We start from the raw sequence: 21,065 nt of genomic DNA on the forward strand, positions 1-21,065 counted from the left end.
ATGTCCGCCAGGAGCGGGCGACCCGCCCCCGCCGTACAACCTCAGGTCGTCGGCGGGGGCCTTTTCGCGTTCCGGGGCGCCTCCATGTTCTACGCGGGTCATCCCTTGACCATCGGTCCGCCATGCGGCCACGATGACTACTGGACCAGCTGACTAGTCAAGTGGGGACGCGAACGATGGCACTACCGAAGTACGACCAGATCGCGGGCGACCTCCGCGGGCGCATCGTCCGCGGCGAGCTGAGCCCCGGCGACGCGCTCCCCTCCGAGCACGACCTGACCGCACGCTGGAAGGTGGCCCGCGGCACCGTGACCAAGGCGCTCGACCTGCTCAGGCAGGAGGGCTTGATCGAGACCCGGCAGGGCGCGGGCTCGAAGGTCAAGGAACGCGCCCCGCTGGCGCGCACGGCCGCCGAGCGCTACCGGACCTCGGTCGAGACGGGGAACATCTACACGGCGGGCGAATACGCGGAGATCGTGGCCGCCGAGATGGTCCCGGCGCCCGAGGACGTCGCCACCGCTCTCGGGGTCGAGCCCGGCGACCAGGTCGCGCGCAGGCAGCGTGTGACCTTCGAGGGTGAGGCGCCCACCGCTACGTCAACGAGCTGGTTCACCGCCGAGGTCGCCGAGGCGGCGCCCCGCCTGCTCCTGCGTGAGCGGATCCGCGAAGGCACCACGCGCTACGTGGAGATGCAGACCGGCCGCCGGCCGCATACCGGTCGCGACATGTGGACTGCGCGCCTGGCGAGCGACGAGGAGTTGGAGCTGCTGCACCTGGAAGCTCCGACCGCTGTGGCGGAGTCCCGGCATCACGCCTACTGCTCCGAGGGCCGACCGCTGACGTACGAGGTCGGCATCAGCCCCGGCGGGCGCTGGGCCCGCACGGAGGAGTATTCGATGGAGACGTAGCCACCCGGACGATCCTCGTCAACCCCCGTCACACGACGGGGGTTTCTTCATGCGACACGGCTTGACCTGACTAGTCAACCAGTAGACCATGCAGGTATCTCGCAAGTGCCGCTCGGCACGGAGCGTTGCAAGGAGGTGCTGCGCCATGCCGACGACGATCCAGGTCTACACCCTGAACGTCGCGACAGGGGAGCGAACGGTCAAAGTACGCGAGCATAAGGTCCCCGAACCCAAGACGCCGATCTGGATTAGCGCGTGGCCACCTTGCGAGTGTCCCCGGTGCTGCCCGAAGAGGCGCCCATGACCGCCGCCCGGCCTCCAGTGCCGTACGTAACCGCCTGGACCGGCGAGGATCGCCCGGCCGAGCCCGTGGTGATCCGCGGCCCTCGTGGCATCGCCTACCCCGACGAGCACGTCCAGGACCGCGACACCATGGGCGTGCTCTGGGCGCGCCGGCCTCTGCGCCGCGGTGTCGGCCGTCCCCGCCTCGGCTACGTCCACCCCCAGCGGCAGCGCCGCGCGATGCAGCGGCTCCTGTGCCAGGTCTGCGGCGTGCCGGCCCCCGAGGACGAGCGGGGGGTGCTGTGGCTGCTGGAGGATCGCCGCGACCAGGTGCCAGGCTGGCCTGAGGGGGCGGTGACCGCCCACCCTCCGGTGTGCGCCGAGCACGCCGGGAAGTCACCAGCGTGGTGCCCGCATCTGCGCCGAGAGGGAGTCGTGACGGTCCGGGTGCGGCATGCGGACATCGACGGGGTGCACGGCATGCTCTACCGCCCGGACGGCGCCCTCGCGGTGCCCGTCAAGGCGGTCACCCTGCCGTATGACGACCCGAAGATGCCCTGGGTGCTCGCGGCCCACCTGACGCGCGAACTGAACGGCTGCACCGTCGAGCCCGAGCCAGAGGAAGACGTGCAAGACGTGTGCCTGCATCTCACGTGCAAAGGGTGCATGGCCCTGCTTCAGCCCTTGGGCCGCGCCCGCATGGATGGCGACCAGGCCCGCGTGAGGGAGATCAAGGAGCTGATCCGCCAGCATCCTGACCACTTATGATCTCCCGCCCCTGGCCCTCTTACCCGTCCGCGGGGCCAGGGGCGGGGCCCCGGAGCCGGGCTCGGAGCTGCACCCGGCCTGGACACGGAGCGCCCCGCCTGCCGCTCACCCCGGCACGCGGGGCGACATCACCGACAAGGAAGGAGTGCCCGATGGCGTTATCCGCCGTCCCGTGCTACCCGGTCACCGCGGCCGTGCTGCTGGCCGACCGCCACGGCCATGTGCTGCTCGTACGCCCGGTCGGATGGGCCCACACCTGGCAGTTACCCGGCGGCATCGTCGAGACCGGGGAATCGCCGCGCGAGGCCCCGCGCCGCGAGGTCCGCGAAGAACTCGGGCTCGACGTCCAGCCCGGCGGACTGCTGGCCGTCGACTGGATCCAGGCCCGCAGTCCCGGCCGCCGCGACCGCCTCGCGTTCGTCTTCAACGCAACCGCACTCACCCCCGATGACATCGCCGGGGTCACCTTGCAGCGCGCGGAACTGGCGGCCTGGCGCATGGAGCCCGTTCGCCGGCGTGCGCAGGCTGCTGCACCCGCAGATCGCCGCCCGGCTCCCCGACCCACACCAGGGCCAGGGCCACGGCCGCACCCTCTACCTTGAGACCAGGAAGCCCGAGAGGACCCCCACCGCATGAACACCGCCGCCGTCTTCCCCACCGACCGGACCCTGCGCATCGGCACCCGCAACTCGCCGCTCGCGCTGGTCCAGGTGGAGCAGGTGTCGGGCCTGCTCCGCAAGATCGTGCCCGACCTCTCCATCGAGGTCGTGCCGGTGACGACCGAGGCCGACAAGTGGCAGGGCGACCTCGCCCAACTCGGCGGGAAGGGCCTGTTCGTCCGCGAGATCGACCAGATGCTTCAGCGCGGGCAGGTGGACATGGCCGTGCACTGCATCAAGGACGTCCCCGGCGACGTGCCCATGCCCCGCGGCCTGGTCTTCGCCGCCTACCTCCCGCGCGACGACGTACGCGACGTCCTCGTCGTACCCGAGGGCTCCGACGTCCAGACGCTCGCCGATCTCCCGCCGGGCGCCGCAGTCGCCACCTCGGCCGTGCGCCGCAAGGCGCAGATCAGCCGGGTACGGCCGGACCTCAACGTCGTACGGGTCCGCGGCCTGGTCGGCACGCGCCTGGACAAGCTCGACGGCCGCAAGCCGATGGACCACAAACTCGACGCGATGATCCTCGCGCGCGCAGGTCTCGAACGCCTCGACCTGGCCGACCGGGCGCGGCAGGTGTTCGAGGCCGGCGAGATGCTGCCGGCGGTCGGGGCGGGGGCACTCGGCCTCGAATGCCGGCAGGACGACGACGAGGTCGCCCATCTGCTGCAGCAGCTCAACCACGAGCGCACCATGACCGAGATCACCGCCGAGCGCGTCATGCTCCACGGCCTGCGCGGACACTGCAACAGCCCGATCGCCGGCCACTGCATCACCGAACCCGACGGACAGCTCTCCCTGCGCGGGATGGTGTTCTCACGGGACGGCTCGAAGTTCGTCCACGCCCACTTCTGGGGCGAGTCCCTGAACGACCCGGCCGTCCTCGGCTCCCGGGTCTGCGCCGAACTCCTACGCCAGGGCGCCCGCGACATCATCGAAGGCATTCCCCACTAACCATCCTCCAGCTCCGCACAGCAGGCGAACACCCGGGGCGCGTACGTGCATCCGCGCCTGCGGGGGCCGTTCCGCATCCCCGTCAGGCGTGGAGAGGTGGACCGGATTAATTCTCCGGGTTGTTGACGAAAATCGGCGCACGTTCGCATGGTGCTCGTACGACCCCCCTCATCGGACGGTGAAGAGGAGTGCGACTGATGAGCACCGGTTCTGAGAACGGGCGGCGCGTCGGCCGGCGAGCCGTGCTCGCCGGAACGGCGGGCGCTGCCGGGGCGTTGGCGCTGCCCGCCGGCGCCGCGGCCACGTCCGGGCGGTATCTCGCGAACTGGCCCGCCGCCGAGCCGTACGGGCTCGCCGACACCCGCGCCGACCTGTGGCCGCGCGACGACAACTCCTTCGTGCTGCCGCTCCAGCTGCGCCCCCGCGACGAGGACCGCGGCGTGGTCTGGATTCGGGACACCTACGTCAACTGCTTCGACGTCGACGGCAGTCCGCTGTACGTCGCCACCGGCACCAGCCGCGTCCCCGGACTGGAGGCGGCCGAGCCGTGGAACGACGGGATCTTCGTGTGGACGGCCCGCTCCCTGCGCGGGCCGTGGCGGCTGGCCGACACCACCGGTGTCCGGCCCGGTGCCGAGCGCGGCAAGGTGTGGTCGCCGGAGTTCGCCGGTGAGAACCGGGCCGGGCGTACCGTCGTCGCGCCGTGGCAGGAGCACTGGCACGACGACGAGTTCGGCAAGCGCGGCAACGTCTGGGCGCCGGAGGTGCACTACTTCCGCGGCACCTGGTACATCGTCGCGTGCATGGGCGCCCACTCGCGCCTGGTCGGCTCGTTCATGCTGGTGAGCGAGGGCGGGGTGGAGGGTCCGTACCGGCTGGTCGAGGGCAACCTCGACAAGCCCTTCGGCGACCCGGTCCCCGGCGGGGCGCCGTATATCGAGCCGGGCGCGCGCCACCACATCGACGGCAGCCTGTACACCGAAGGCGACGACGCCTGGCTGGTCCTCCACAACGACCTGTACGCGAAGTTCCGCGACGACATGGAGGACATCGTCCCCACGACCGCCCTGCCACAATTCGCGCAGCAGCGCTACTCCCCCGAGCCGTACCTGGAAGGCGCCTACGTCTTCCGGCACCGCGGCAAGTACTTCCTGCTGCTCGCCGCCTGGAACCGGGCCAGCCTCGATCCGTACGGCAGCACCCGGCACGCCTACGAAACCGGCGGCACCGGCCGCGTGCAGTACCAGTACGACACCGTCGTCGCCGTCGCCGACCGCTTCGAGGGGCCGTACTCCCGGCGCTGGACCGCGGGCGTCGGCATCGGCCACAACAACTTCTTCGCCGACGCCGACGGACAGCTCTGGGCCACCTTCTTCCGCAACCCCCAGTTCGGCTACTGGGCCGACCCCGCCCGCCTCCCCGACGCCGCCGTCCCCGGCGTCGTACGCCTGGAGTGGACCGGCGGGCCCGACGGACGCATCTACGTACAGCGCCGCCCGAGCCACACCGCCGGGGACTGACCCCGCTCCCGCAAGACCGGCACCCCCGTCCCCAGTCGACGTACCGGAAAGGACGCCGTGACCTGTCCCACCGCGCCCAACATCGTGTTCGTGATGACCGACCAGTTCCGCGCCGACTTCACCGCGGGCGAGGGGTTCGGCCTGGACACCATGCCCTTCCTCGACTCCCTCGCCGCCGACGGCGTCCGCTTCCGCCGGGCCTACACCACCGCCCCCGCCTGTGTCCCCGCCCGCACCAGCCTGCTCACCGGGCGGTGGCCCAGCACCCACCGGGTGCGGCAGAACTCCACCCCCCAGTCGGTGGTCCGCGGGGACGACCTGCTCGACGTGCTCGGCGGCGCCGGCTACCAGCAGTTCTACGCCGGGAAGACCCACATGTACCGCGGGCGGAAGGAGTTCTTCGACGCCTTCTCCGGCCCGTACGGGCACGAGAGCGGGCCCGACGAGACCCCCGAGCAGCAGGAGTTCTCCGCCTGGCTGCGCGCCATCGACCACGGACCGACGACCGAGCCGACCCCGTTCCCGCTGGAGATGCAGTTCGCCCACCGGATCGTCTCCGACGCCATGGGGCAGATCAGCGCCCGCGACCCCGGCCGGCCCTTCTTCTCCTGGGTCTCGATGCCCGAGCCGCACAACCCGTACCAGGCGCCCGAGCCGTACTTCTCGCTCTTCGGCGAGGACGAGGTCCCCGCGCGCGCCTGCGGGCCCGAGGCCGCGGAGCGCAAGGGCGGGGCGTACAAGTGGCTGCGCGACCTGGTGGAGGAGAAGCGGCCCGGCTACGACCGGCTCTGGCGGCGCTACCGCGCCACGTACTGCGGCATGCTCCGCCTCATCGACGACCAGCTGCGCCGCCTCGTCGACCACCTCAAGGCGCAGGACGTCTGGCGGGACACCCTGCTGATCTTCCTCGCCGACCACGGCGACTACGTCGGCGACTACGGCCTGCAGCGCAAGGGCGCCGGCATGCCGGAGGTGCTGGCGCGGATCCCGATGGTCGTGCACGGCTGCGGTGTCGAACCCCGGGACAACCGCCGCGACTTCGTCTCGCTCGCCGACATCCTCCCCACCCTCTGCGAGGCGCTCGGCCGGCCCATCCCCCTCGGCGTCCAGGGCCGCAGCATGTGGCAGATGCTCTCCGGGGCCGACTACCCGGCCGCCGAGTTCGCCGACGTCGTCACCGAGCGCGGCTACGGCGGGCTGCCGTACCCGGACGACGCCCGGCCGGAGCTGCACTTCTCGTACGAAGGCACCAAGTACGACGAGCTGAACACCGTGACGCAGAGCGGGACTTCGCGGATGCTGCGGCACGACCGCTACAAGCTCTACCAGCACGTCGACGGCACGGGTGAGCTGTACGACGTCGCCGCCGACCCGATGGAGCTGACGGACCGGTGGGACGACCCGGGCCTGCGGCACGTACAGGCCGACCTCATGCGGCGGCTGCAGCGCTGGTCGCTCCGGCTCGCCGACGACCTGCCCGGCGGGGACTACGACCCGAACCTGCCCGCGCACAACTGGCACCAGTCGTGAAGGAGGCACGGAGCATGTACCCCGCACCGCACCCCCGCCCCCCGCATCCCCCCTCCCGCCGTACGGTCCTGCGCGGCACCGCCGCCGTCACGCTGGCCGCCGCGGCCACCCCCGCGACCGCGACCGCCGCCGCGGCCCTCGCCGGCCCGCCCGCCGCGGCGGTCGACCACCCGGGCGCGCGGTGGCTGCCCGCCGCACCCGCCAACTACCGCGCCGCCCGCCGCCCGCACAGCCACGCCGTGGACCGCGTCGTCATCCACGTCACGCAGGAGGACTTCGACGACACCGTGGCCGTCTTCCGGGACCCCGCGCGGCAGACCTCGGCGCACTACCTGGTCCGCTCGGCGGACGGCCGGATCGGCCAGTGCGTACGGGAGAAGGACATCGCCCGGCACACCGGAGACGCCGGCCACGACGAGCGCAGCATCGGCATCGAGCACGAGGGCCGGGCCCACGACCCCCGCTGGTTCACCGAGGAGATGTACGCCTCGTCCGCGGCGCTCACCGCGGGCGTGTGCGCCCGGTACGCGATTCCACCGGACCGTGCGCACATCCTGGGCCACGCCGAGGTGCCCGGCTCCGTCTGCACCGACCCGGGCGTCGACTGGGACTGGGAGCGCTATCTCGCGCTGGTACGCGGCGAGCTGGCGGCCCGGCGCGGGACGTGACGTGACGACCGGCCCGGACCGGACCGGACCGGACCGCCGACCGAGTCCGCACGCGGGCACGTCAGTTGCTCCGCGTCGCGCCCGGTGCGCGCTCGGGCGGGGCCGCCGTCAGGCGCTCCACCGCCGCCCACAGCGCGGCCTCGCGCTCCGGGTCGTACGACTCCGCCGACGAGCGCGCGACGCGGTCGCGGTCGACGTACGCGCCCGTGGGCGCCGCGAGGCGGCCCGTCGCTATGTCCGCGAGGCGGCGGCCCGCGGTGTGGCGGGAGGTCGCGAGGGGGGTGAGGGTCAGGGCGGGGAGCAGGCGGCGCACGGCGAAGCGGGCGGCGGGGCCCGCGTTGCGGGCGAGGCCGGTGGCGGGGACGAAGCCCGGGTTGTACGCGACGGCGTCGACGCCCGCGGGGAGGCGGCGGGCGTACTCGTGGACGAGGTAGAGGGTCGCCAGCTTGCTCGTCGAGTACGCGGTGCGCCCCGCCGCCGCCGTGCCGGGCTTCGCGAACGCGCCCGGGCGGGCGAGGACCTCCGGGTCCTGCCAGACCGGCCCGGGCACCATGCCCATGTTGTGCCTGAGGTCGCCGAAGTGCGTGTCACTGGTGGTGATCACGATCCGGGCCGGGGCGGTGAAGCGGTCCTGGAGGAGGCGTACGAAGAGGTGGTTGGCGAGGACGTTGACGGTGAACGTGGCCTCGTAGCCGTCGCCGCCCTCGGTGTGCGCGTCGGTGTACTGCATGCCCGCGTTGCCGGCGAAGCCGCGCAGCGGCGGCAGGTCGCCGCGGTCCAGCCGGTCGCGGAGGCCGGCGGCGGCGGACCGCACGGCGGCCAGGGAGCCGAGGTCGGCCTCGACGTGCGAGACGGTGTACGGGCCCGGGTCCGAACCCGGGCCCGGACCGGCGGCCAGTTCCGCGGCGAGCGCGGCGCCGGACGGGCCGCGGGTGACGACGATCAGGTGCACGTCCGGCGACGTACGCAGAAGGTGCTCCGCGGCGACGCGGCCGATGCCGCGGCTCGCGCCGGTCATGACGACGGTGGCGGAGGCGGCGGAGGCGGAGGCGGCGGGCTTCATGGCGTAACCCCTTCGGCTTCGGTGGGCAGCAGCGACGCGGGGAAGCTGGACCGCCTCCGCACCACAACTTAATCGAGGGCGCGTCTCGACACGTTTTGGCCGCCCGCTGCCCCGCCGGTAACGTGTGCGCCTTCTCCGGGCGGGTCGTCAGGTCAACTCGCCTCGGACACACCGCAGTCGAGAGTGAGCGAAGGTCGACATGAAGCACGTCATACGTGGGCACAGGGGTGCCGTCGCGGCGGCCGGGACGGCGGTGCTGCTCGCGCTGACCGGCTGCGGCAGCGACGACGACGGCGGCGGGAGCGGAGCGGGCGACGGGCCTGCGCAGGCAGACGCCGTCAAGGCGATGCGTACCGCCGAGTCCGTGCACGCCGTCGGCGAGATGCTGTGGACCGGCGCCACCGAACCCGGCCAGGTCGACGTGCGGGTGGACAGCAAGGGCAACTGCGTCGGCAGCGCCAGCAGCGACGAAGGGGGCACCGTCGAGTTCGTCAGCCAGGGCGGCACCGTGTGGCTGAAGCCGGACGCCGCCTACTTGGAGAACGCGTACTCCCACTACGACGACGTCTTCGCCGAGATCGAGGGCTCCTACCTGGAGGAGACCAAGGCCGACGCCCCGCTGGACGTCGCGGAGCTGTGCAAGCTGGACACGTACGTCGAACAGACGGACAGCGTCGTCTCGTTCAGCCCCGGCATGACCCAGAAGGAGAAGACCGAGCACGAGGGCGTCGCGGTCGTGCCGTACGTGAACGAGGACCCCACGACCAGCGACGGGGCCAGCATGAAGATCGCCGCCAAGGGCAAGCCGTACCCGGTGACCATCACGGACCCGCAGGGCGCCGAAGTCGACCTGGCCTTCTCCGCGTTCAACGAGCCGGTCAAGGCGAAGGCGCCGGCCGCGGACTCGGTGTTGACGCAGGACCAGATCGTGGACATGCAGGTGGAGCTGATGTAGGGGCGACGCCCCGTACCGGCCTCCCCCCTCACCCCGCCCCCGGGCCGCAGGCACCTGCGTGAGCTGCGGTCCGGTTGACGGCGGACGGCTCACGCCTCGGCGCACTCCAGGTGACCCCAGCCGGCCGCGTTCTTGGCGATCGTCGTGCCGGCGGCGTACGAACCGCCGCAGCGGCAGCGGCCCGGGTACCTGGCCTTGAGCGTCCCGCCCTTGCCCGCCTTGCTCCCCCTGCCCGGCTTGCTCGAACGCCGCTGCGGAGCCCCGCCCTTGCCGGCCCCGCCCCCCGGCGGGGCGTCCGCCGCCGTGGGGAGCGGCGAGCCGTAGGCGGTGCCCGCCGGGTTCTGGGTACGGGCCGCCTGGGCGGCTGCCGCGTCGGCGGCGGCGTTGTAGGGGTCGCCGTCGACCTGGTGCGCGCGGACGTGCACCAGCCGTACGTCGCGCCCCGCCAGCATGTCGTCGATGCCGCGCACCAGCTCCTGGTTGGCCACCGGCTTGCCCGCGGCGGTCTTCCAGCCGCGGCGCCGCCAGCCCGGCAGCCAGTCGGTGACCGCCCGCATCGCGTACGTCGAGTCCATCCGCACCTCCAGCGGCACGGCCGGGTGCGTGGCCTCCAGCAGCCGCAGCAGGGCGGTCAGCTCGGCGATGTTGTTGGTCGCCTCGCCGAGCGGGCCGGCCTCCCAGCGCACGACCGCGCCGTCCGGGCCCGCCACCACCCAGGCCCACGCGGCCGGCCCCGGGTTCGGACTCGCGGCGCCGTCGCACGCGGCGATGATCAGGTCAGCCATGCGGCCGATTCTGCCATCCGCGCGACGGCGGCGCCGTTCAGCCGACGATCGGCCTCGACGAGCACCGGCGGCCACGCGGCGACGGCGACGTGGCGGCGGCCACGCGAAGCCATCGCCGGGGATACGGAACGAGCGGACGCGGCCGTCGCTCTGCCCAGCCGACGAACGGCCGGGGTCAGAGTTGTTCGATCCGGCGGGCGAGGAAGCGTCGCTCGGGGGGCGTCGTGGCCAGGTCGAGGGCGCGCCGGTAGGCAGCCCGGGCCCGGGACGTGTGGCCGAGACGGGACAGCAGTTCACCCCGGGTGGAGTGGAGGTACGGGCAGCCGTCCTGGTCGAGCCGGTCGATGAGGCGCAGCGCCGTGTGCGGGGCGCCGGCCTGGGCGATGGCCACGGCGCGGTTCAGCTCGACCACGGGTGAGTCGGTGAGTCCGGCCAGCCGCCCGTACAGCCGGGCGACCTGCGGCCAGTCGACGGGCTCGCGCGTCTGCAGCGCGGCGATGGCGGCCTGGAGGACGTACGGGCCGCGACCGCCCAGCGCGATGGCCCCGTCCAGCGCCGCCCGGCCCGCGGCGATCTCCCGCCAGTCCCACAGCGAGCGGTCCTCGTCCTGCGGCAACACCAGGTCGGCGCAGTCGCCTTCGGCGGCGAAGCGGGCCCGGCGGCGGGCGGGGCGGCGGGCGCGGTGGAGGGTCATCAGCGCGAGCAGCCCGTGTGCCTCCGGCTCCTGCGGCAGCCGGTCGGTGAGCACCCGGCCCAGGCGCAGGGCTTCGGCGCCGAGGTCGACCCGGCCGCGGTAACCCTCATTGCAGATCAGGTAGATGACGGAGAGCACCACGTCGAGGCGCTCGGGCAGCAGGTGCGCCCCGGGCACGGCGAACGGGATCCCGGTCGCCTTGATCTCCGCCTTGGCGCGGGTCAGCCGGCGCGTCATGGTCTCCTCCGAGACCAGGAACGCGCGGGCGATGTCGGCGGTCGCCAGCCCGCCGAGGGCCCGCAGGGTGAGCGCCGCCCGCCCCTCCGGCGGGAGCGCCGGATGGCAGCAGGTGAAGATCAGCTCAAGCCGCTCGTCCCTGATCGCCGCGCCGTCGCCCGCGTCGCCCGCGTCGGACCCGGGGGATTCGGGGGACTCGGGGGACTCGGGGGACTCGGTGACGTCGTCTAACTCGTTCCCGGTCACGGCCGCCTCGGGGAGCGGAAGGTGGATCTTCCCGGCCGGGGCGCGTTCCCGGCGGATCCGGTCCAGCGCCCGCCGCCGGGCCGTCGTCACCAGCCACCCCCCCGGGTTCGCCGGCGGGTCGGCGGCGGACCAGCGCTCCGCCGCGATCGCGAACGCCTCCTGGGCCGCCTCCTCCGCCCGGTCGAGGTCGCCGAGGAACCCGACGAGGGAGGCCAGCACCCGGCCCCACTCGTTCCGTAAGACCTCCTCCAGCCCGCTCAGGACCGCACCACCGGTCTGCCCTCCACGGCTCCCGGCAGCAGCCGCGCGACGGGCATGCGCGCCGCCGGCTCCGCGTACTCGGACCGCTCGGACCGCTCGGCCGCAAGCTCCTCCTCGTCGCGCAGTGACTCCTCCTGGGCGTACCGCAAGGAAACCTCCTGGAACGACGGTCTCTCATCAGTACGACGAACCAGCCACCCCCGATGGGACACGTGTGCACGAGTCGCGAGAGGCGACAGCCGAACCGGAGAGTGCACGAAGGCGAGGCTGCGGCGGCTGCGCCGGCTGTCCCCGGGGGGTTGGTACGAGCCGGTGGCCGGGCGGGTCCGCCCGGACACCGGCCGTGTTACGGGTGCGTACCGGGGCGCGTCAGTCGAAGACGAACGGCCCGGGACTCTGCGGCGTCGTGGCCTCGCAGGTCGCCGTGATGCCGAGGACCGAGACCGTCAGGGACGTGGCCTCCAGCGAGTCGCCGGAGGCGACCGTGCCGGTGAGCGGGCCGGTGTCGGCGGGGCTGCCGGCCGGGATGGCCGGGTTGGAGCTGCCGGTGAACTCCACCGTCTCGGTGCCGTTCTTGGTGAGCGTGAGCGTCGAGTCGGCAGAGTTCGCCCCGATGTCGATCGGGGCGGTGACGGCGTCGGTGGTGATGGTGATGGTCGCGGCGGTGCCGTCCTGCGTGGCTTCGAGCGTCGCCTCGCCGGAGCCCCAACTGCCGCAGTCGAACCCGATGGTGGCGGTCTGCGGCTCCACCGCCAGGGCGCTGGGCGCAGCCAGTAACAGCGCGCCGGCGACCGCGGCGCCGACGCCCAGGGCGGTACGCACCGCCGGCCTTCCGTTCTTCATGGAGTGCCTTTCTCGTGGGGGGTTGGTGGGGGGTTTGCTTGCGCCCGGGGTCAGGGTGGATCACCCCGGACACCTAGGCATTGAGGCAGCTCGCGCCCGGGAGGGCAAGACCACCGACACCAATTCGTTGTCATGGGCATCGCGATTGCGCCATGTTTGTTACCCGCGAGTCAGGGGGAGTCCGGCAGCCGTGTCACGAGCGCGCGCCCCGCCGCGCGGCGCGTCCCCCGGAGGGGTGACGCCCAGTGCCCTGGGCTTTCGCGCCGTCGTTACCTGCCCGGTGGGCGCCTACGCACCCTGCCCCCGGGAAGGCGGCTTGTCCTCATGCAGCGCACCGACGCCGGCGCGGCGTGCTTTCCGCTCGCCGAGCTGCGTCACGCCGTCGAAACCGGCATCGCCCACTGGCTCGACCGCAACGGCTCCGGACCCGATGTGCTGGCCGCCGCGCATCGGTGGGCGCTCAGCCCGCCCGGCAAGCTCATGCGGCCCATGGCCCTCCTCGCCTCCGCCGGCGCCGTCGGCGGCCGGTACGACGCCGTCATGCCGGCCGCGGTGGGCGTCGAACTCGCGCACGTCGCCACCCTCGTGCACGACGACATCATCGACGGCGACGGGCTGCGCCGCGGCAAGGTCGCCGCACACCGCAAGTTCGGCACGGCCCACGGAGTGCTGGCGGCCGACTCGTTGTTCTTCGCCCTGTTCCAGCAGGTCGGCGCGTGCCGGCGCAGCGGGGTGCCCGACCGCTGCGTCCTCGACGCCGTGGAGGCCCTCGGCGCCGCCGGGCAGCAGACCGCGCGCGGTGTCGCGCAGGAGATCGCGCTCAGCGGCAGCCTGCGCGAGCTGACCGGGCCGGCGGACGGCGGGATCGCCGCGTACGTGGAGATGGTGCGGCTGAAGAGCGCGTCGCTGTTCCGCGCCGCGTGCCACGTGGGTGCGCTGCTCGGCGGCGGGAGTCCGGAGCAGACGCGGGTGCTCGCGGCGTACGGGGAGGCGCTGGGGATCGCGTTCCAGATCCGGGACGACCTGCTGCCGTACGTGTCCGGCGGTGCCGACGGCGAGCGGCGCGCCGGGAAGCCCGCCTGCAGCGACCTGCGCAACCGCCGCCCCGCGCTCCCCGTGCTCCTCGCGCACCGCCTGGGCGGCCGTGCCGAACGGGCGGTGCTCGCCGAGCTGGTCGAGGGCACGACGGACGAACACGCCCGCCAGCGGCGGCTGTCGCGGCTGGCCGGCGACACCGGCGCGCTGCGCGCGGCGCGGAGCATGGCGCGCGCGTACGTCGACCGCTGCCATCGCGCGCTCGCCCGGGTGCCGGCGGGCGCGGACCGCGACCGGCTGGCGCGGCTGGCGGACGAGGTGGCGGATACGGCGTACGAAGACGAAGACGACGGCGGTGACGACGGCGGCGGGCACGACGACGACGGCGGGCGCAGGCACGGCGACGGGCACGGCGACGGGCACGGCGACGGCGGGCACGACGGCGGGCACGACGGCGGTGGGCACGACGACGGTGGGCACGACGACGGTGGGCACGACGACGGTGGGCACGACGACGGCGGTGACGACGGCGGCGGGCACGGCCGCGACCGCGACCCGCTCGCCGAGGCGGTCACCGCCACCGACCCGGACCCGGCGGCCCACGGAGGTGACCACCGTGTCCCCTGAACCGGCCCCCGCCCTCCACATGCCCCGCGGCGGCCCCCGCGCCGCCCGCTGGGACCGCCTCTACGAGACCGACCGCGACGAGTACATCGACCGCCCCGACTCCCCCGCCGAGTGCCGCCGGGTCCTCCGCGGACTCGACCGGTTCCAGCGCCTCACCCTCGGCTACCGCACCTGCGCCCGCCTCACCGCGGCCGCGTTCGGCCCCGCACCGCACCCCCGCGTCCTCGAACTCGGCGCCGGCTGCGGGCGCTTGTCGTACGGCATCCTCCGCCGCCACCCCACCGCCCGGGTCACCGCCAGCGACGTCAACCCGCGCGTCGTCGAGGCCCTGCGCGCCGGGCCGCTGGGCCGCCACCCGCGGGCCGGCTGCGCCGTGGTCGACGCCACCGCGATCGACGCCCCGGCGGGTGCGTACGACGTGGCGGTGATGGCGATGTCCCTGCACCACCTGCCGCCCGGCGGGGTGGCGGCGCTGCTGCGCGAGGGCACGCGGGTGGCGCGGACCCTGCTGCTGGTGGACGGGTGGCGGCATCCGCTGTGTCTGGCCGCGGTGCCGCTGATGTTCCTGACCGGGGGCCGGGCGCAGGCGCACGACGGCGTGATCAGCCTGCGCAAGGTCTACGCCGCCGAAGCCGTCCGGGCGCTGGCCGGGATGTGCGGGGCGCCGGTGCGGGTGGAGACCCGGTTCGCGCTGCCGGGGTACCTCGTCGCCACCGCCACCCGGTCGCCGTCCGTCCCGGCGACCGCCGTCCCCTCCCGTCCCCGTACCCGAAAGTGAGCCGCATCGGTATGCCCACGAGGACTCCCCTCCCGCCGCCCGCAGCCGTCGACGACGCCGGTGACGACACGTTGGACGACGACTTCGGCGACGCCTTCGGCGTGTCCGAAACCGACGACCCCCGCGCGGCCGTCGCCCGGTTCCGCAGCCCGCTGACGCGGAAGCTGCTCGGCGGCGACGGCCTGACGACCACCCTCCTGGAGTCCTGGGCGGGGTCACGGCTGCGGGTCGGGGACGTGACCCTCCGCCTCGTCCGCCCCGGGCGCGCCCCGCGCGGCGCCGCCGCCCTGCTGGGGACCGGCACCGCGCCCGGCCCGGACCTGCTCGTACGGCACTCGACGCTCGTCGACGCCCGCGGCCGGATGTGGTCGTGGAACCAGGTCGTCGCCGGCCCGCCCGGCGACCCCGCCCTGCGGCGCTGCCTCACGGACGTCTCGGCGCCGCTCGGCCCCGCCCTGCGGGCGGCCGGCGCCCGCCTCGGGCGCACCGTCGTACGCGCCGGGGTCGCCCCGTGGCCGGGAGGGCCGGGCGGGCCGGGCGGGCCGCCGGGGCCGCGGGCGGCGGCGTGCCGGACGTACCGGCTGTGGTGCGGGGACGAGGTGCTGGCCGCCGTCCGCGAGGTGTTCAACCCCGCGCACGTACCGGCGGAGCTGCGGGAGACGCCGTGACGGGGCCATACCGGCGGGTGCGTACGCAGATCGCGATCGTGGGCGCGGGGCCGGCCGGGCTGGTGCTCGCGAACGTCCTCTTACGGGCCGGTGTCGACGCCGTGCTCGTGGAGCGCCGCTCCCGCGCCGACGTCGAACGCCGCGCGCGGGCGGGCCTGGTGGAGCACCGCGTCGTCGAGTACCTGCGCGCGCACGGCCTGGCGGACCGGCTGCTGGCCGACGGCACCCGGCACGGCTGGTGCGACTTCCTGTGCACGGGCCGGCTGCTGCGCTTCGACTACGCCGCGCAGTCCGGCGGCGTCCGGCACTGGGTGTACCCGCAGCAGCTCCTCGTCCGCGACCTCGTCGCCACGCTCTGCGCGGCGGGGCGGCCCCCGGAGTTCTCCCGGCCGGCCGTCCGCGTGGACGCCGCCGCGGACGGCTCGGGGTCCGCGCGCGTGGAGTGCGCCGGGCTCGACATCGACTGCGACTACGTCGTCGGCTGCGACGGCCCGCACGGCGTCAGCGCGCACGCGCTCCCCCCGGAGGCCGCGCCGCGCGGCGACCTCGACGAGCGGTATCCGTACGACTGGCTGACGCTCCTCGCGGAGGTCGACCGCGTGGTGCCGGGCGTGGTGTACGCCGTACACGAGGACGGCTTCGCCGGCGTCATGCCGCGTACGTCCCGTATCGCCCGGCTCTACCTGGAGATCCCGGCCGGCGACGCCGCCGCCCGCTGGACCGCCGCCCGCGTCCACGAGCGGCTCCGCACCCGGCTGTCCGGCAGCGCACGGCCGGGACCGGGGCCGGGATGCCGGGGGACGGGGCGGGCGGCGGCGGTGCCGCGGCTGGGGCGCATCGTCGAGACCGGCGTGCTGCGGATGCGCAGCACCGTGCGGCAGCGCTTCCAGCACGGGCGCCTCTTCCTGGCCGGGGACGCGGCACACGTGCTGACGCCGTCGGGCGCCAAGGGCATGAACCTCGCCGTCGCGGACGCCGCCGACCTGGCCGACGCCCTGATCCGCTGCTACCGCGACGGCGACGAGGCGTACCTGGCCGGCTACACGTCCCGCCGGCTGCCGGAGGTGCTGCGCACCCGGGACCTCGCCGCCGGGTTCCTTGACCTGCTGCACCCGCGGGGGCGGCAGCCCGCGGACCGCCGGGCCGCGCTGGCGGCGCGGCTGGCGCGGATCACCGAGCTGGCCCAACCGGGCGCCGCGGGCGCCGCGTTCGCGCACTGGTACGTGGGCGCGGGCCCGGATCTGCCCGTACCGAACCCCGAGGAGTCCACCCCATGACCGTCCCCGTGACCCTCGCGGTCCAGGCCCGGGCCCTCTACGGCTTCTCCCGCGGCAACCAGGCCCTGCTGAGCATCGCCCAGCCCCTCGTCGGCGCCCTCCTGGCCACGGACCACCTCCCGCCGGGCCGGCTGGCCGTCGCGGTCCTCGCCGCCACCGCCGCCTTCTTCGCCGTCTTCGCGGCCAACGACCTGTTCGACGCCCGCCTCGACCGGCGCAGCGCGGCGATGACGCAGACCCGCCGGGCCACCGACATCGACAGCGCGGGCGGCCGGCACCCGCTGGCGCAGGGCAGGTTGCGCTTCGCGGCGGGGCTGGTGTGGGTGCTGCTGCTGAGCGCGGTCGCGCTGTCGGCGGCGGTGGCGCTGAGCCGGGTGTGCGCGGTGCTGTTCGTGTGCGCGGCGCTGCTGGAGGCGGTGTACTGCCGGCTGGCCACGGTCACGGCGTACAAGTTCCTGCTCAGCGGGGTGATGGTGGCGACCGGCGCATGCGCGGGCTGGTTCGCCTTCTCCGCCACCGTCGACCCGCTGCGGCTGGGGCTGCTGGCGCTGTGGCTGGCGGCGTGGGAGATCGGCGGCCGGAACATCCCCAACGACCTCGCCGACGTCGACGAGGACACCCCGCTCGGCATCAGGACCGTGCCCATCGTCTACGGCCCGCGCGCCGCCGCCCGCCTCGCGGCGGCCCTCCTCCTCGTCACCGCGGCGGCGGCCTGCGCCCTGGCGGTCGCCGCGTGGCCGTCGTACGGCCCGGTGGGCCTGGCGGGAGTGGCCCTCACCGCGATCCCCACCACCCTCATCCCCGCCGCCCGCCTCCTCCGCCACCCCGACGCCCCCACGGCCCTCACCGCCTTCAACCACGCCTCGTTCCACCCCCTCGGGGTCCTCGCCGCCTTCACGGCAGGCGCGGTGGCCGGCTGACGCCGGGTCTGCGGGTCTGCCGCGGCCTGCGCCGGACAACCGGGGGCAGCCGCCGAGAGCCGGCGCTTTTCAGCGGTCCGGATTCCATCCGTGAACCTCGATGTGCCGGGCCAGCTCCTCGAAGTACCGGTGCCCTGACCAGGCGGCGTGGTCACCGATGACGACGAGCCGGCGGCGGGCCCGCGTGACGGCGACGTTGAGGAGGTTGGGCGCCTGGGCGGCCCAGTCCCGGGAGCCCACCTGGTCGGATCCGGCGCCGAGGACCAGAATCACCATGTCCGCCTCCTTGCCCTGCGTCCTGTGCACGGTGCCGTAGCGTTTGGGGTCGAGATACTGCCGCGCCACCCTGCCGATTCCGCCGACGACATCGCGGAACGGGCTGATGACGAAGACCGATTCGCCGAGCCGGCGTTTCAGCTCGTTCGTGTGGTCGCCCCCGGCCGTGTCCGGTGATTCCTCCCGGATCGCGTACGCGGGGGCTCTCTGGATTCAGACTTTCTCGGGGATGCTGACCGCCACCGCCACGGACATCGATGTGCTGGCCCCCTTCGGGCGCGCCTCGCCGGCCTCCCGCCTCGGGCACGCGCTGGACGACCTTCGTACCGCCGTCGTCGCCGTGGCGGCCGACCCCGACCTGCCCGGACGGCGACACCGATGGGTGCTGCCGACGATGGCGGCGAGCGTCGGCATGAGTCCCGGTCCGGAGGACTTCGCCGCCGCCGTCGACGAAGCACTCGCCCGTTGACGGACCGGCCCCGTCCGCACTGCTGTCCCGACGGCTGTCGCTACGGCTTCATCGTGCCGCCGCGCTCGTCGAGCATGTCCCGCATCAGCTCGATCTCCGACCGCTGCCCGCGCAGCGTCGTCTTCGCCAGCCGCCGCACCACCGGCGTCTCGACCGTGGCCTCGGCCATCTGCGACATCTGCGCGCCGCCCTCGTGGTGCTCGGTCATCAGCGTGAGGAACAGCACCTCGGCGTCCTCGCCCTCCGTGCCGCGCAGCCGGTCGAGCTGGGTGTTCGTCGCCATGCCGGGCATCAGGGCGCCGTCGCGCGCCTCGAAGGGCATCTCGTGGCCCATCCAGGACATCGGCGGCGCCGCCGACGACGCGGGCAGCTCCCACTGCTCCAGCCAGCCGAGCAGCATGCCGCGCTGGTTGGCCTGGGTGTTGATCACGTCGTACGCGAGGCGGCGCACCTCCTCGTCGTCGGTGAGGTCGCGCACGATGAGGGACATCTCCACGGCCTGCTGGTGGTGGACGATCATGTCGCGGGCGAAGCCCGCGTCCGCCGAGTCGGTGTCCGGGACGGCGGCGGTGCCCTCGTCGTCCCCGCCGGTGGCGAGGACGACGAGGAACGCGCCGCCGGCGAGGACCGCGGCGGCCAGCATCACCGCCGGCCACCGCAGCGCGGTCCAGGGGACGGTCATGCGCCCTTACCGCCGGTGCACGCGGCGCCCTGCTCGGGGGTCTGCGGACCCTGGACGTACCGCTCGAAGAACTTGGCCACCTTCGGGTCCGACGCCTTCTCCACCGTCAGCTGCTTGCCCCAGGCGGTCAGCGTGATCGTCCCGGCCTGGTCGGGGTACGGGCTGATCAGCGAGTACGGCGTGTTCTGCACCCGCTCCGTGAGCGCCTTGACGTCCTTGTCCGCGGCCTTGTCGCCGTACGTGACCCACACGGCGCCGTGCTCCAGCGAGTGCACGGCGTTTTCGTCGCGTATCGGCTCGGTGTAGACGTCGCCGTTGCAGTTCTGCCAGGCGGGGTCGTGGTCGCCGCCGGCGGGGGGCGTCATCTCGTAGTCGACGTCCTTGGTGACGTGGTTCTGTTCGAGGTCGTCCCAGGTCTGCTCGCCCTTCAGCGGAGCGGCCTCCTTCTTCTCCTCCTCGCGGGCGGAGTCGACGATGAAGTAGCCGCCGACCGCCGTGGCGATCACGACGACGGCGACGGCGAGGTAGGTGAGCTGCTTGCTGCGGCGTTCGCGGGCGGCTTCCTTGCGGCGCAGCTCCTCGGCGCGGGCGCGGCGGGCGGCGGCTTTGGACTTGGCGGAACCCATGACGGACCCTTCTCCCCGCCGGGCGCGGACGTGTACGCGCGGGGGCGGCGGGGCGGAGTGAGAGTGGACGGAGTACGGAGGTACGGGCGTGCTGGCGTACGGAGGCACGATCGTACGGAGGTACGGCCGCACGGAGGTACGGGGCGGGCGCGTGCCGTCGCGCCGGGGGCGCGGACGGCCGGTTCGGGACGCGCACGCGGACCCGTCCTAGGTCCGCTGGACCTGCAGTTCGTGCAGGCAGGGGGAGCCCACCGCGCTCGGCGCGGGCGGGCCGACGCCGCCGTCGGCGGTGGCCGCCGGGGCCGCGGCGTATGCCGGGCCGGCCGGGGCGGGGCACGGGCCGGGGCCGAACAGCGGGACGGCGGGGGCACGTTCGGGGGAGCCGGGGCAGTCGCCCGCGGGGGTGTCGGGGGCGCCGGGGGTGTGGGCGGCGGAGCAGTCGGTGGGGGGTGGGGCGTCGGCGCCGGCCCGGAGACCGTCGCCGGGTGGCGCGTCGGCCTGCGGTCCGCCGGCCCGTAGGCCGTCCAGGACGTCGGTGCGCGGGCCGTCGGCCCGTAGGACGAGACCGTGGCCCGCGGCGGCGTCGCCCCCGCCGACGTCCGCGCAGGCCGCCGCCCCGGCGAGGAGGCCGACGAGGGCGAGAACGCAGCCGAGCAGGCGGGCGCGCGTCGCGTCGCCCGGAGCCCTGCGTGACCTGGTCATCGCCGCGCATCGTAGCCCGCCCGGGTGCACAGGAACACTGCGGACCGCGGCCCGGGCCGCCACGCGCGGACGGGTCGGGGACGGCCGCGGCGGCGCGCACCGTGGAGATTCGGCGGCGGCGACGGGGCAGAAAGGGCACGGCGGCCTTCTACCCGTCGACGTAGCGTCTCCTACCGTTCCTGTGGACTGAGCGGGAGTGACTCCGCTCAGCCGCACGCCCCGAACGGTCTTGGACGTACTGGTCGCCGGCGTACTCGACCCCGGGGCAGCGACACGGATCCTGTCCGTGGTCCGATCCCGGGAGGCCGGTTCCCTCACGACCCGGCCACATGGGCACGGCCAGAGGCGACGGGGAGGCCCCGAACCATCACTCCGGTGGAGCGGGGGCCCCGCACGCTGGCGCCACACCCGGCGTCCCAGATCGCACGATCACCGTAGCCCGAACAGCCCACGACACCGCAAGCCCACAAACCGACCACCACACGAACGAGTCACACACCCGCCTGCGCACTCCCCGACCACCAGTTGGCAACCCCACCCCGTCGACCGTCCGGCCCGTCCGGTCGGCGGCGCGCGCCCCGCCGTGCGCCGGTTACGGTCGGGGGCGGACAAGACCCAGGTCACCCGCCCCG

The 21,065-nt window shown here is 74.2% G+C and carries 24 protein-coding genes; 14 read left to right on the forward strand and 10 right to left on the reverse strand.

Features of this window, described 5'->3' with window-relative positions:
• The first annotated feature begins 176 nt into the window (after window positions 1–176).
• The 7 genes from T328_RS20105 to T328_RS20135 all read left to right on the forward strand — a co-directional run bounded on the left by T328_RS20105 (window position 177) and on the right by T328_RS20135 (window position 7,289).
• Window positions 177–908, forward strand: a complete 732-nt coding sequence (locus tag T328_RS20105) for a GntR family transcriptional regulator (RefSeq protein WP_496497476.1) — start codon at window positions 177–179, stop codon at window positions 906–908.
• Window positions 909–1,208: 300 nt separating this feature from the next.
• Entirely contained in the window at window positions 1,209–1,958 is a 750-nt protein-coding gene (locus T328_RS20110) for a hypothetical protein (protein WP_496497477.1), read from the forward strand.
• A gap of 152 nt (window positions 1,959–2,110) precedes the next feature.
• A complete protein-coding gene (locus T328_RS20115; protein WP_496497478.1) occupies window positions 2,111–2,560 on the forward strand; it encodes an NUDIX domain-containing protein in 450 nt (149 codons plus the stop codon).
• Between the two features lie 30 nt (window positions 2,561–2,590).
• Complete coding sequence (gene hemC / locus T328_RS20120) at window positions 2,591–3,571, forward strand: hydroxymethylbilane synthase (RefSeq protein WP_496497479.1); 981 nt, start codon at window positions 2,591–2,593, stop codon at window positions 3,569–3,571.
• A gap of 197 nt (window positions 3,572–3,768) precedes the next feature.
• Complete coding sequence (locus T328_RS20125) at window positions 3,769–5,091, forward strand: family 43 glycosylhydrolase (RefSeq protein WP_496497480.1); 1,323 nt, start codon at window positions 3,769–3,771, stop codon at window positions 5,089–5,091.
• A 57-nt stretch (window positions 5,092–5,148) separates the two neighbouring features.
• Window positions 5,149–6,621, forward strand: coding sequence for a sulfatase family protein (locus T328_RS20130; RefSeq protein WP_496497481.1), 1,473 nt, complete (start codon window positions 5,149–5,151; stop codon window positions 6,619–6,621).
• Between the two features lie 14 nt (window positions 6,622–6,635).
• Complete coding sequence (locus T328_RS20135; RefSeq protein WP_496497482.1) at window positions 6,636–7,289, forward strand: N-acetylmuramoyl-L-alanine amidase; 654 nt, start codon at window positions 6,636–6,638, stop codon at window positions 7,287–7,289.
• A gap of 61 nt (window positions 7,290–7,350) precedes the next feature.
• Here T328_RS20135 and T328_RS20140 read toward each other — a convergent pair whose 3' ends face one another.
• Complete coding sequence (locus T328_RS20140) at window positions 7,351–8,352, reverse strand: SDR family NAD(P)-dependent oxidoreductase (protein ID WP_496497483.1); 1,002 nt, start codon at window positions 8,350–8,352, stop codon at window positions 7,351–7,353.
• 199 nt (window positions 8,353–8,551) lie between these two features.
• Between T328_RS20140 and T328_RS20145 the strand changes: the two genes are divergently transcribed.
• Complete coding sequence (locus tag T328_RS20145) at window positions 8,552–9,307, forward strand: hypothetical protein (protein WP_496497484.1); 756 nt, start codon at window positions 8,552–8,554, stop codon at window positions 9,305–9,307.
• An 89-nt stretch (window positions 9,308–9,396) separates the two neighbouring features.
• Here T328_RS20145 and T328_RS20150 read toward each other — a convergent pair whose 3' ends face one another.
• The 5 genes from T328_RS20150 to T328_RS20170 form a co-directional block, all read right to left on the reverse strand.
• Window positions 9,397–10,092, reverse strand: a complete 696-nt coding sequence (locus T328_RS20150; protein WP_496497485.1) for a ribonuclease H family protein — start codon at window positions 10,090–10,092, stop codon at window positions 9,397–9,399.
• On the reverse strand, window positions 10,080–10,205 hold the full coding sequence (locus tag T328_RS20155) for a hypothetical protein (protein WP_496497486.1): 126 nt from the start codon (window positions 10,203–10,205) through the stop codon (window positions 10,080–10,082). The genes T328_RS20150 and T328_RS20155 overlap by 13 nt, the downstream gene beginning before the upstream one ends.
• Before the next feature lie 62 nt (window positions 10,206–10,267).
• Window positions 10,268–11,488, reverse strand: a complete 1,221-nt coding sequence (locus T328_RS20160) for an RNA polymerase sigma factor (protein WP_496497487.1) — start codon at window positions 11,486–11,488, stop codon at window positions 10,268–10,270.
• Between the two features lie 38 nt (window positions 11,489–11,526).
• Complete coding sequence (locus T328_RS20165; protein WP_496497488.1) at window positions 11,527–11,679, reverse strand: hypothetical protein; 153 nt, start codon at window positions 11,677–11,679, stop codon at window positions 11,527–11,529.
• A 220-nt stretch (window positions 11,680–11,899) separates the two neighbouring features.
• Complete coding sequence (locus T328_RS20170) at window positions 11,900–12,373, reverse strand: hypothetical protein (RefSeq protein WP_496497489.1); 474 nt, start codon at window positions 12,371–12,373, stop codon at window positions 11,900–11,902.
• Between the two features lie 324 nt (window positions 12,374–12,697).
• Here T328_RS20170 and T328_RS20175 point away from each other — a divergent pair, with 324 nt between their 5' ends.
• The 5 genes from T328_RS20175 to T328_RS20195 are packed head-to-tail and all read left to right on the forward strand — an operon-like array spanning window position 12,698 to window position 17,678.
• Window positions 12,698–14,035, forward strand: coding sequence for a polyprenyl synthetase family protein (locus T328_RS20175; protein WP_496497490.1), 1,338 nt, complete (start codon window positions 12,698–12,700; stop codon window positions 14,033–14,035).
• Window positions 14,025–14,813: a class I SAM-dependent methyltransferase gene (locus T328_RS20180; RefSeq protein WP_496497491.1), complete on the forward strand. Its 789-nt coding sequence runs from the start codon at window positions 14,025–14,027 to the stop codon at window positions 14,811–14,813. Before T328_RS20175 ends, T328_RS20180 begins: the two co-directional genes overlap by 11 nt.
• A gap of 11 nt (window positions 14,814–14,824) precedes the next feature.
• A complete protein-coding gene (locus tag T328_RS20185; protein ID WP_496497492.1) occupies window positions 14,825–15,481 on the forward strand; it encodes a hypothetical protein in 657 nt (218 codons plus the stop codon).
• Window positions 15,478–16,758 carry an FAD-dependent monooxygenase gene (locus T328_RS20190; RefSeq protein ID WP_496497493.1) on the forward strand — a complete coding sequence of 427 codons (1,281 nt, stop codon included), beginning with the start codon at window positions 15,478–15,480 and terminating at the stop codon, window positions 16,756–16,758. Before T328_RS20185 ends, T328_RS20190 begins: the two co-directional genes overlap by 4 nt.
• Window positions 16,755–17,678, forward strand: a complete 924-nt coding sequence (locus tag T328_RS20195) for a UbiA family prenyltransferase (protein WP_496497494.1) — start codon at window positions 16,755–16,757, stop codon at window positions 17,676–17,678. The genes T328_RS20190 and T328_RS20195 overlap by 4 nt, the downstream gene beginning before the upstream one ends.
• Before the next feature lie 69 nt (window positions 17,679–17,747).
• On the opposite strand, the gene T328_RS20200 is transcribed toward T328_RS20195, so the two are convergent.
• Entirely contained in the window at window positions 17,748–18,167 is a 420-nt protein-coding gene (locus T328_RS20200) for an AAA domain-containing protein (RefSeq protein WP_496497511.1), read from the reverse strand.
• On the opposite strand from T328_RS20200, the gene T328_RS20205 reads away from it, so the two are divergent.
• Window positions 18,061–18,423, forward strand: coding sequence for a hypothetical protein (locus T328_RS20205; protein ID WP_496497495.1), 363 nt, complete (start codon window positions 18,061–18,063; stop codon window positions 18,421–18,423). The two genes, T328_RS20200 and T328_RS20205, sit on opposite strands and share 107 nt — an antisense overlap.
• 40 nt (window positions 18,424–18,463) lie before the next feature.
• Here the strand turns inward: T328_RS20205 and T328_RS20210 are convergent, their stop codons facing one another.
• The 3 genes from T328_RS20210 to T328_RS20220 all read right to left on the reverse strand — a co-directional run bounded on the left by T328_RS20210 (window position 18,464) and on the right by T328_RS20220 (window position 20,433).
• A complete protein-coding gene (locus T328_RS20210; protein WP_496497496.1) occupies window positions 18,464–19,105 on the reverse strand; it encodes a DUF305 domain-containing protein in 642 nt (213 codons plus the stop codon).
• Complete coding sequence (locus T328_RS20215; RefSeq protein ID WP_496497497.1) at window positions 19,102–19,731, reverse strand: thioredoxin-like domain-containing protein; 630 nt, start codon at window positions 19,729–19,731, stop codon at window positions 19,102–19,104. The genes T328_RS20210 and T328_RS20215 overlap by 4 nt, the downstream gene beginning before the upstream one ends.
• Window positions 19,732–19,938: 207 nt before the next feature.
• On the reverse strand, window positions 19,939–20,433 hold the full coding sequence (locus T328_RS20220; RefSeq protein ID WP_496497498.1) for a hypothetical protein: 495 nt from the start codon (window positions 20,431–20,433) through the stop codon (window positions 19,939–19,941).
• Window positions 20,434–21,065: the final 632 nt, after the last annotated feature.

It is taken from the genome of Streptomyces sp. CNX435 (genome assembly GCF_059570575.1).

Coding starts and splice junctions, on each gene's coding strand:
- T328_RS20105 (WP_496497476.1), top strand. CDS start 177: ATGGCACTACCGAAGTACGACCAGATCGCGGGCGACCTCCGCGGGCGC.
- T328_RS20110 (WP_496497477.1), top strand. CDS start 1,209: ATGACCGCCGCCCGGCCTCCAGTGCCGTACGTAACCGCCTGGACCGGC.
- T328_RS20115 (WP_496497478.1), top strand. CDS start 2,111: ATGGCGTTATCCGCCGTCCCGTGCTACCCGGTCACCGCGGCCGTGCTG.
- hemC (WP_496497479.1), top strand. CDS start 2,591: ATGAACACCGCCGCCGTCTTCCCCACCGACCGGACCCTGCGCATCGGC.
- T328_RS20125 (WP_496497480.1), top strand. CDS start 3,769: ATGAGCACCGGTTCTGAGAACGGGCGGCGCGTCGGCCGGCGAGCCGTG.
- T328_RS20135 (WP_496497482.1), top strand. CDS start 6,636: ATGTACCCCGCACCGCACCCCCGCCCCCCGCATCCCCCCTCCCGCCGT.
- T328_RS20140 (WP_496497483.1), bottom strand. CDS start 8,352: ATGAAGCCCGCCGCCTCCGCCTCCGCCGCCTCCGCCACCGTCGTCATG.
- T328_RS20145 (WP_496497484.1), top strand. CDS start 8,552: ATGAAGCACGTCATACGTGGGCACAGGGGTGCCGTCGCGGCGGCCGGG.
- T328_RS20150 (WP_496497485.1), bottom strand. CDS start 10,092: ATGGCTGACCTGATCATCGCCGCGTGCGACGGCGCCGCGAGTCCGAAC.
- T328_RS20155 (WP_496497486.1), bottom strand. CDS start 10,205: ATGGCTTCGCGTGGCCGCCGCCACGTCGCCGTCGCCGCGTGGCCGCCG.
- T328_RS20170 (WP_496497489.1), bottom strand. CDS start 12,373: ATGAAGAACGGAAGGCCGGCGGTGCGTACCGCCCTGGGCGTCGGCGCC.
- T328_RS20175 (WP_496497490.1), top strand. CDS start 12,698: ATGCAGCGCACCGACGCCGGCGCGGCGTGCTTTCCGCTCGCCGAGCTG.
- T328_RS20185 (WP_496497492.1), top strand. CDS start 14,825: ATGCCCACGAGGACTCCCCTCCCGCCGCCCGCAGCCGTCGACGACGCC.
- T328_RS20195 (WP_496497494.1), top strand. CDS start 16,755: ATGACCGTCCCCGTGACCCTCGCGGTCCAGGCCCGGGCCCTCTACGGC.
- T328_RS20205 (WP_496497495.1), top strand. CDS start 18,061: ATGACGAAGACCGATTCGCCGAGCCGGCGTTTCAGCTCGTTCGTGTGG.
- T328_RS20210 (WP_496497496.1), bottom strand. CDS start 19,105: ATGACCGTCCCCTGGACCGCGCTGCGGTGGCCGGCGGTGATGCTGGCC.
- T328_RS20215 (WP_496497497.1), bottom strand. CDS start 19,731: ATGGGTTCCGCCAAGTCCAAAGCCGCCGCCCGCCGCGCCCGCGCCGAG.
- T328_RS20220 (WP_496497498.1), bottom strand. CDS start 20,433: ATGACCAGGTCACGCAGGGCTCCGGGCGACGCGACGCGCGCCCGCCTG.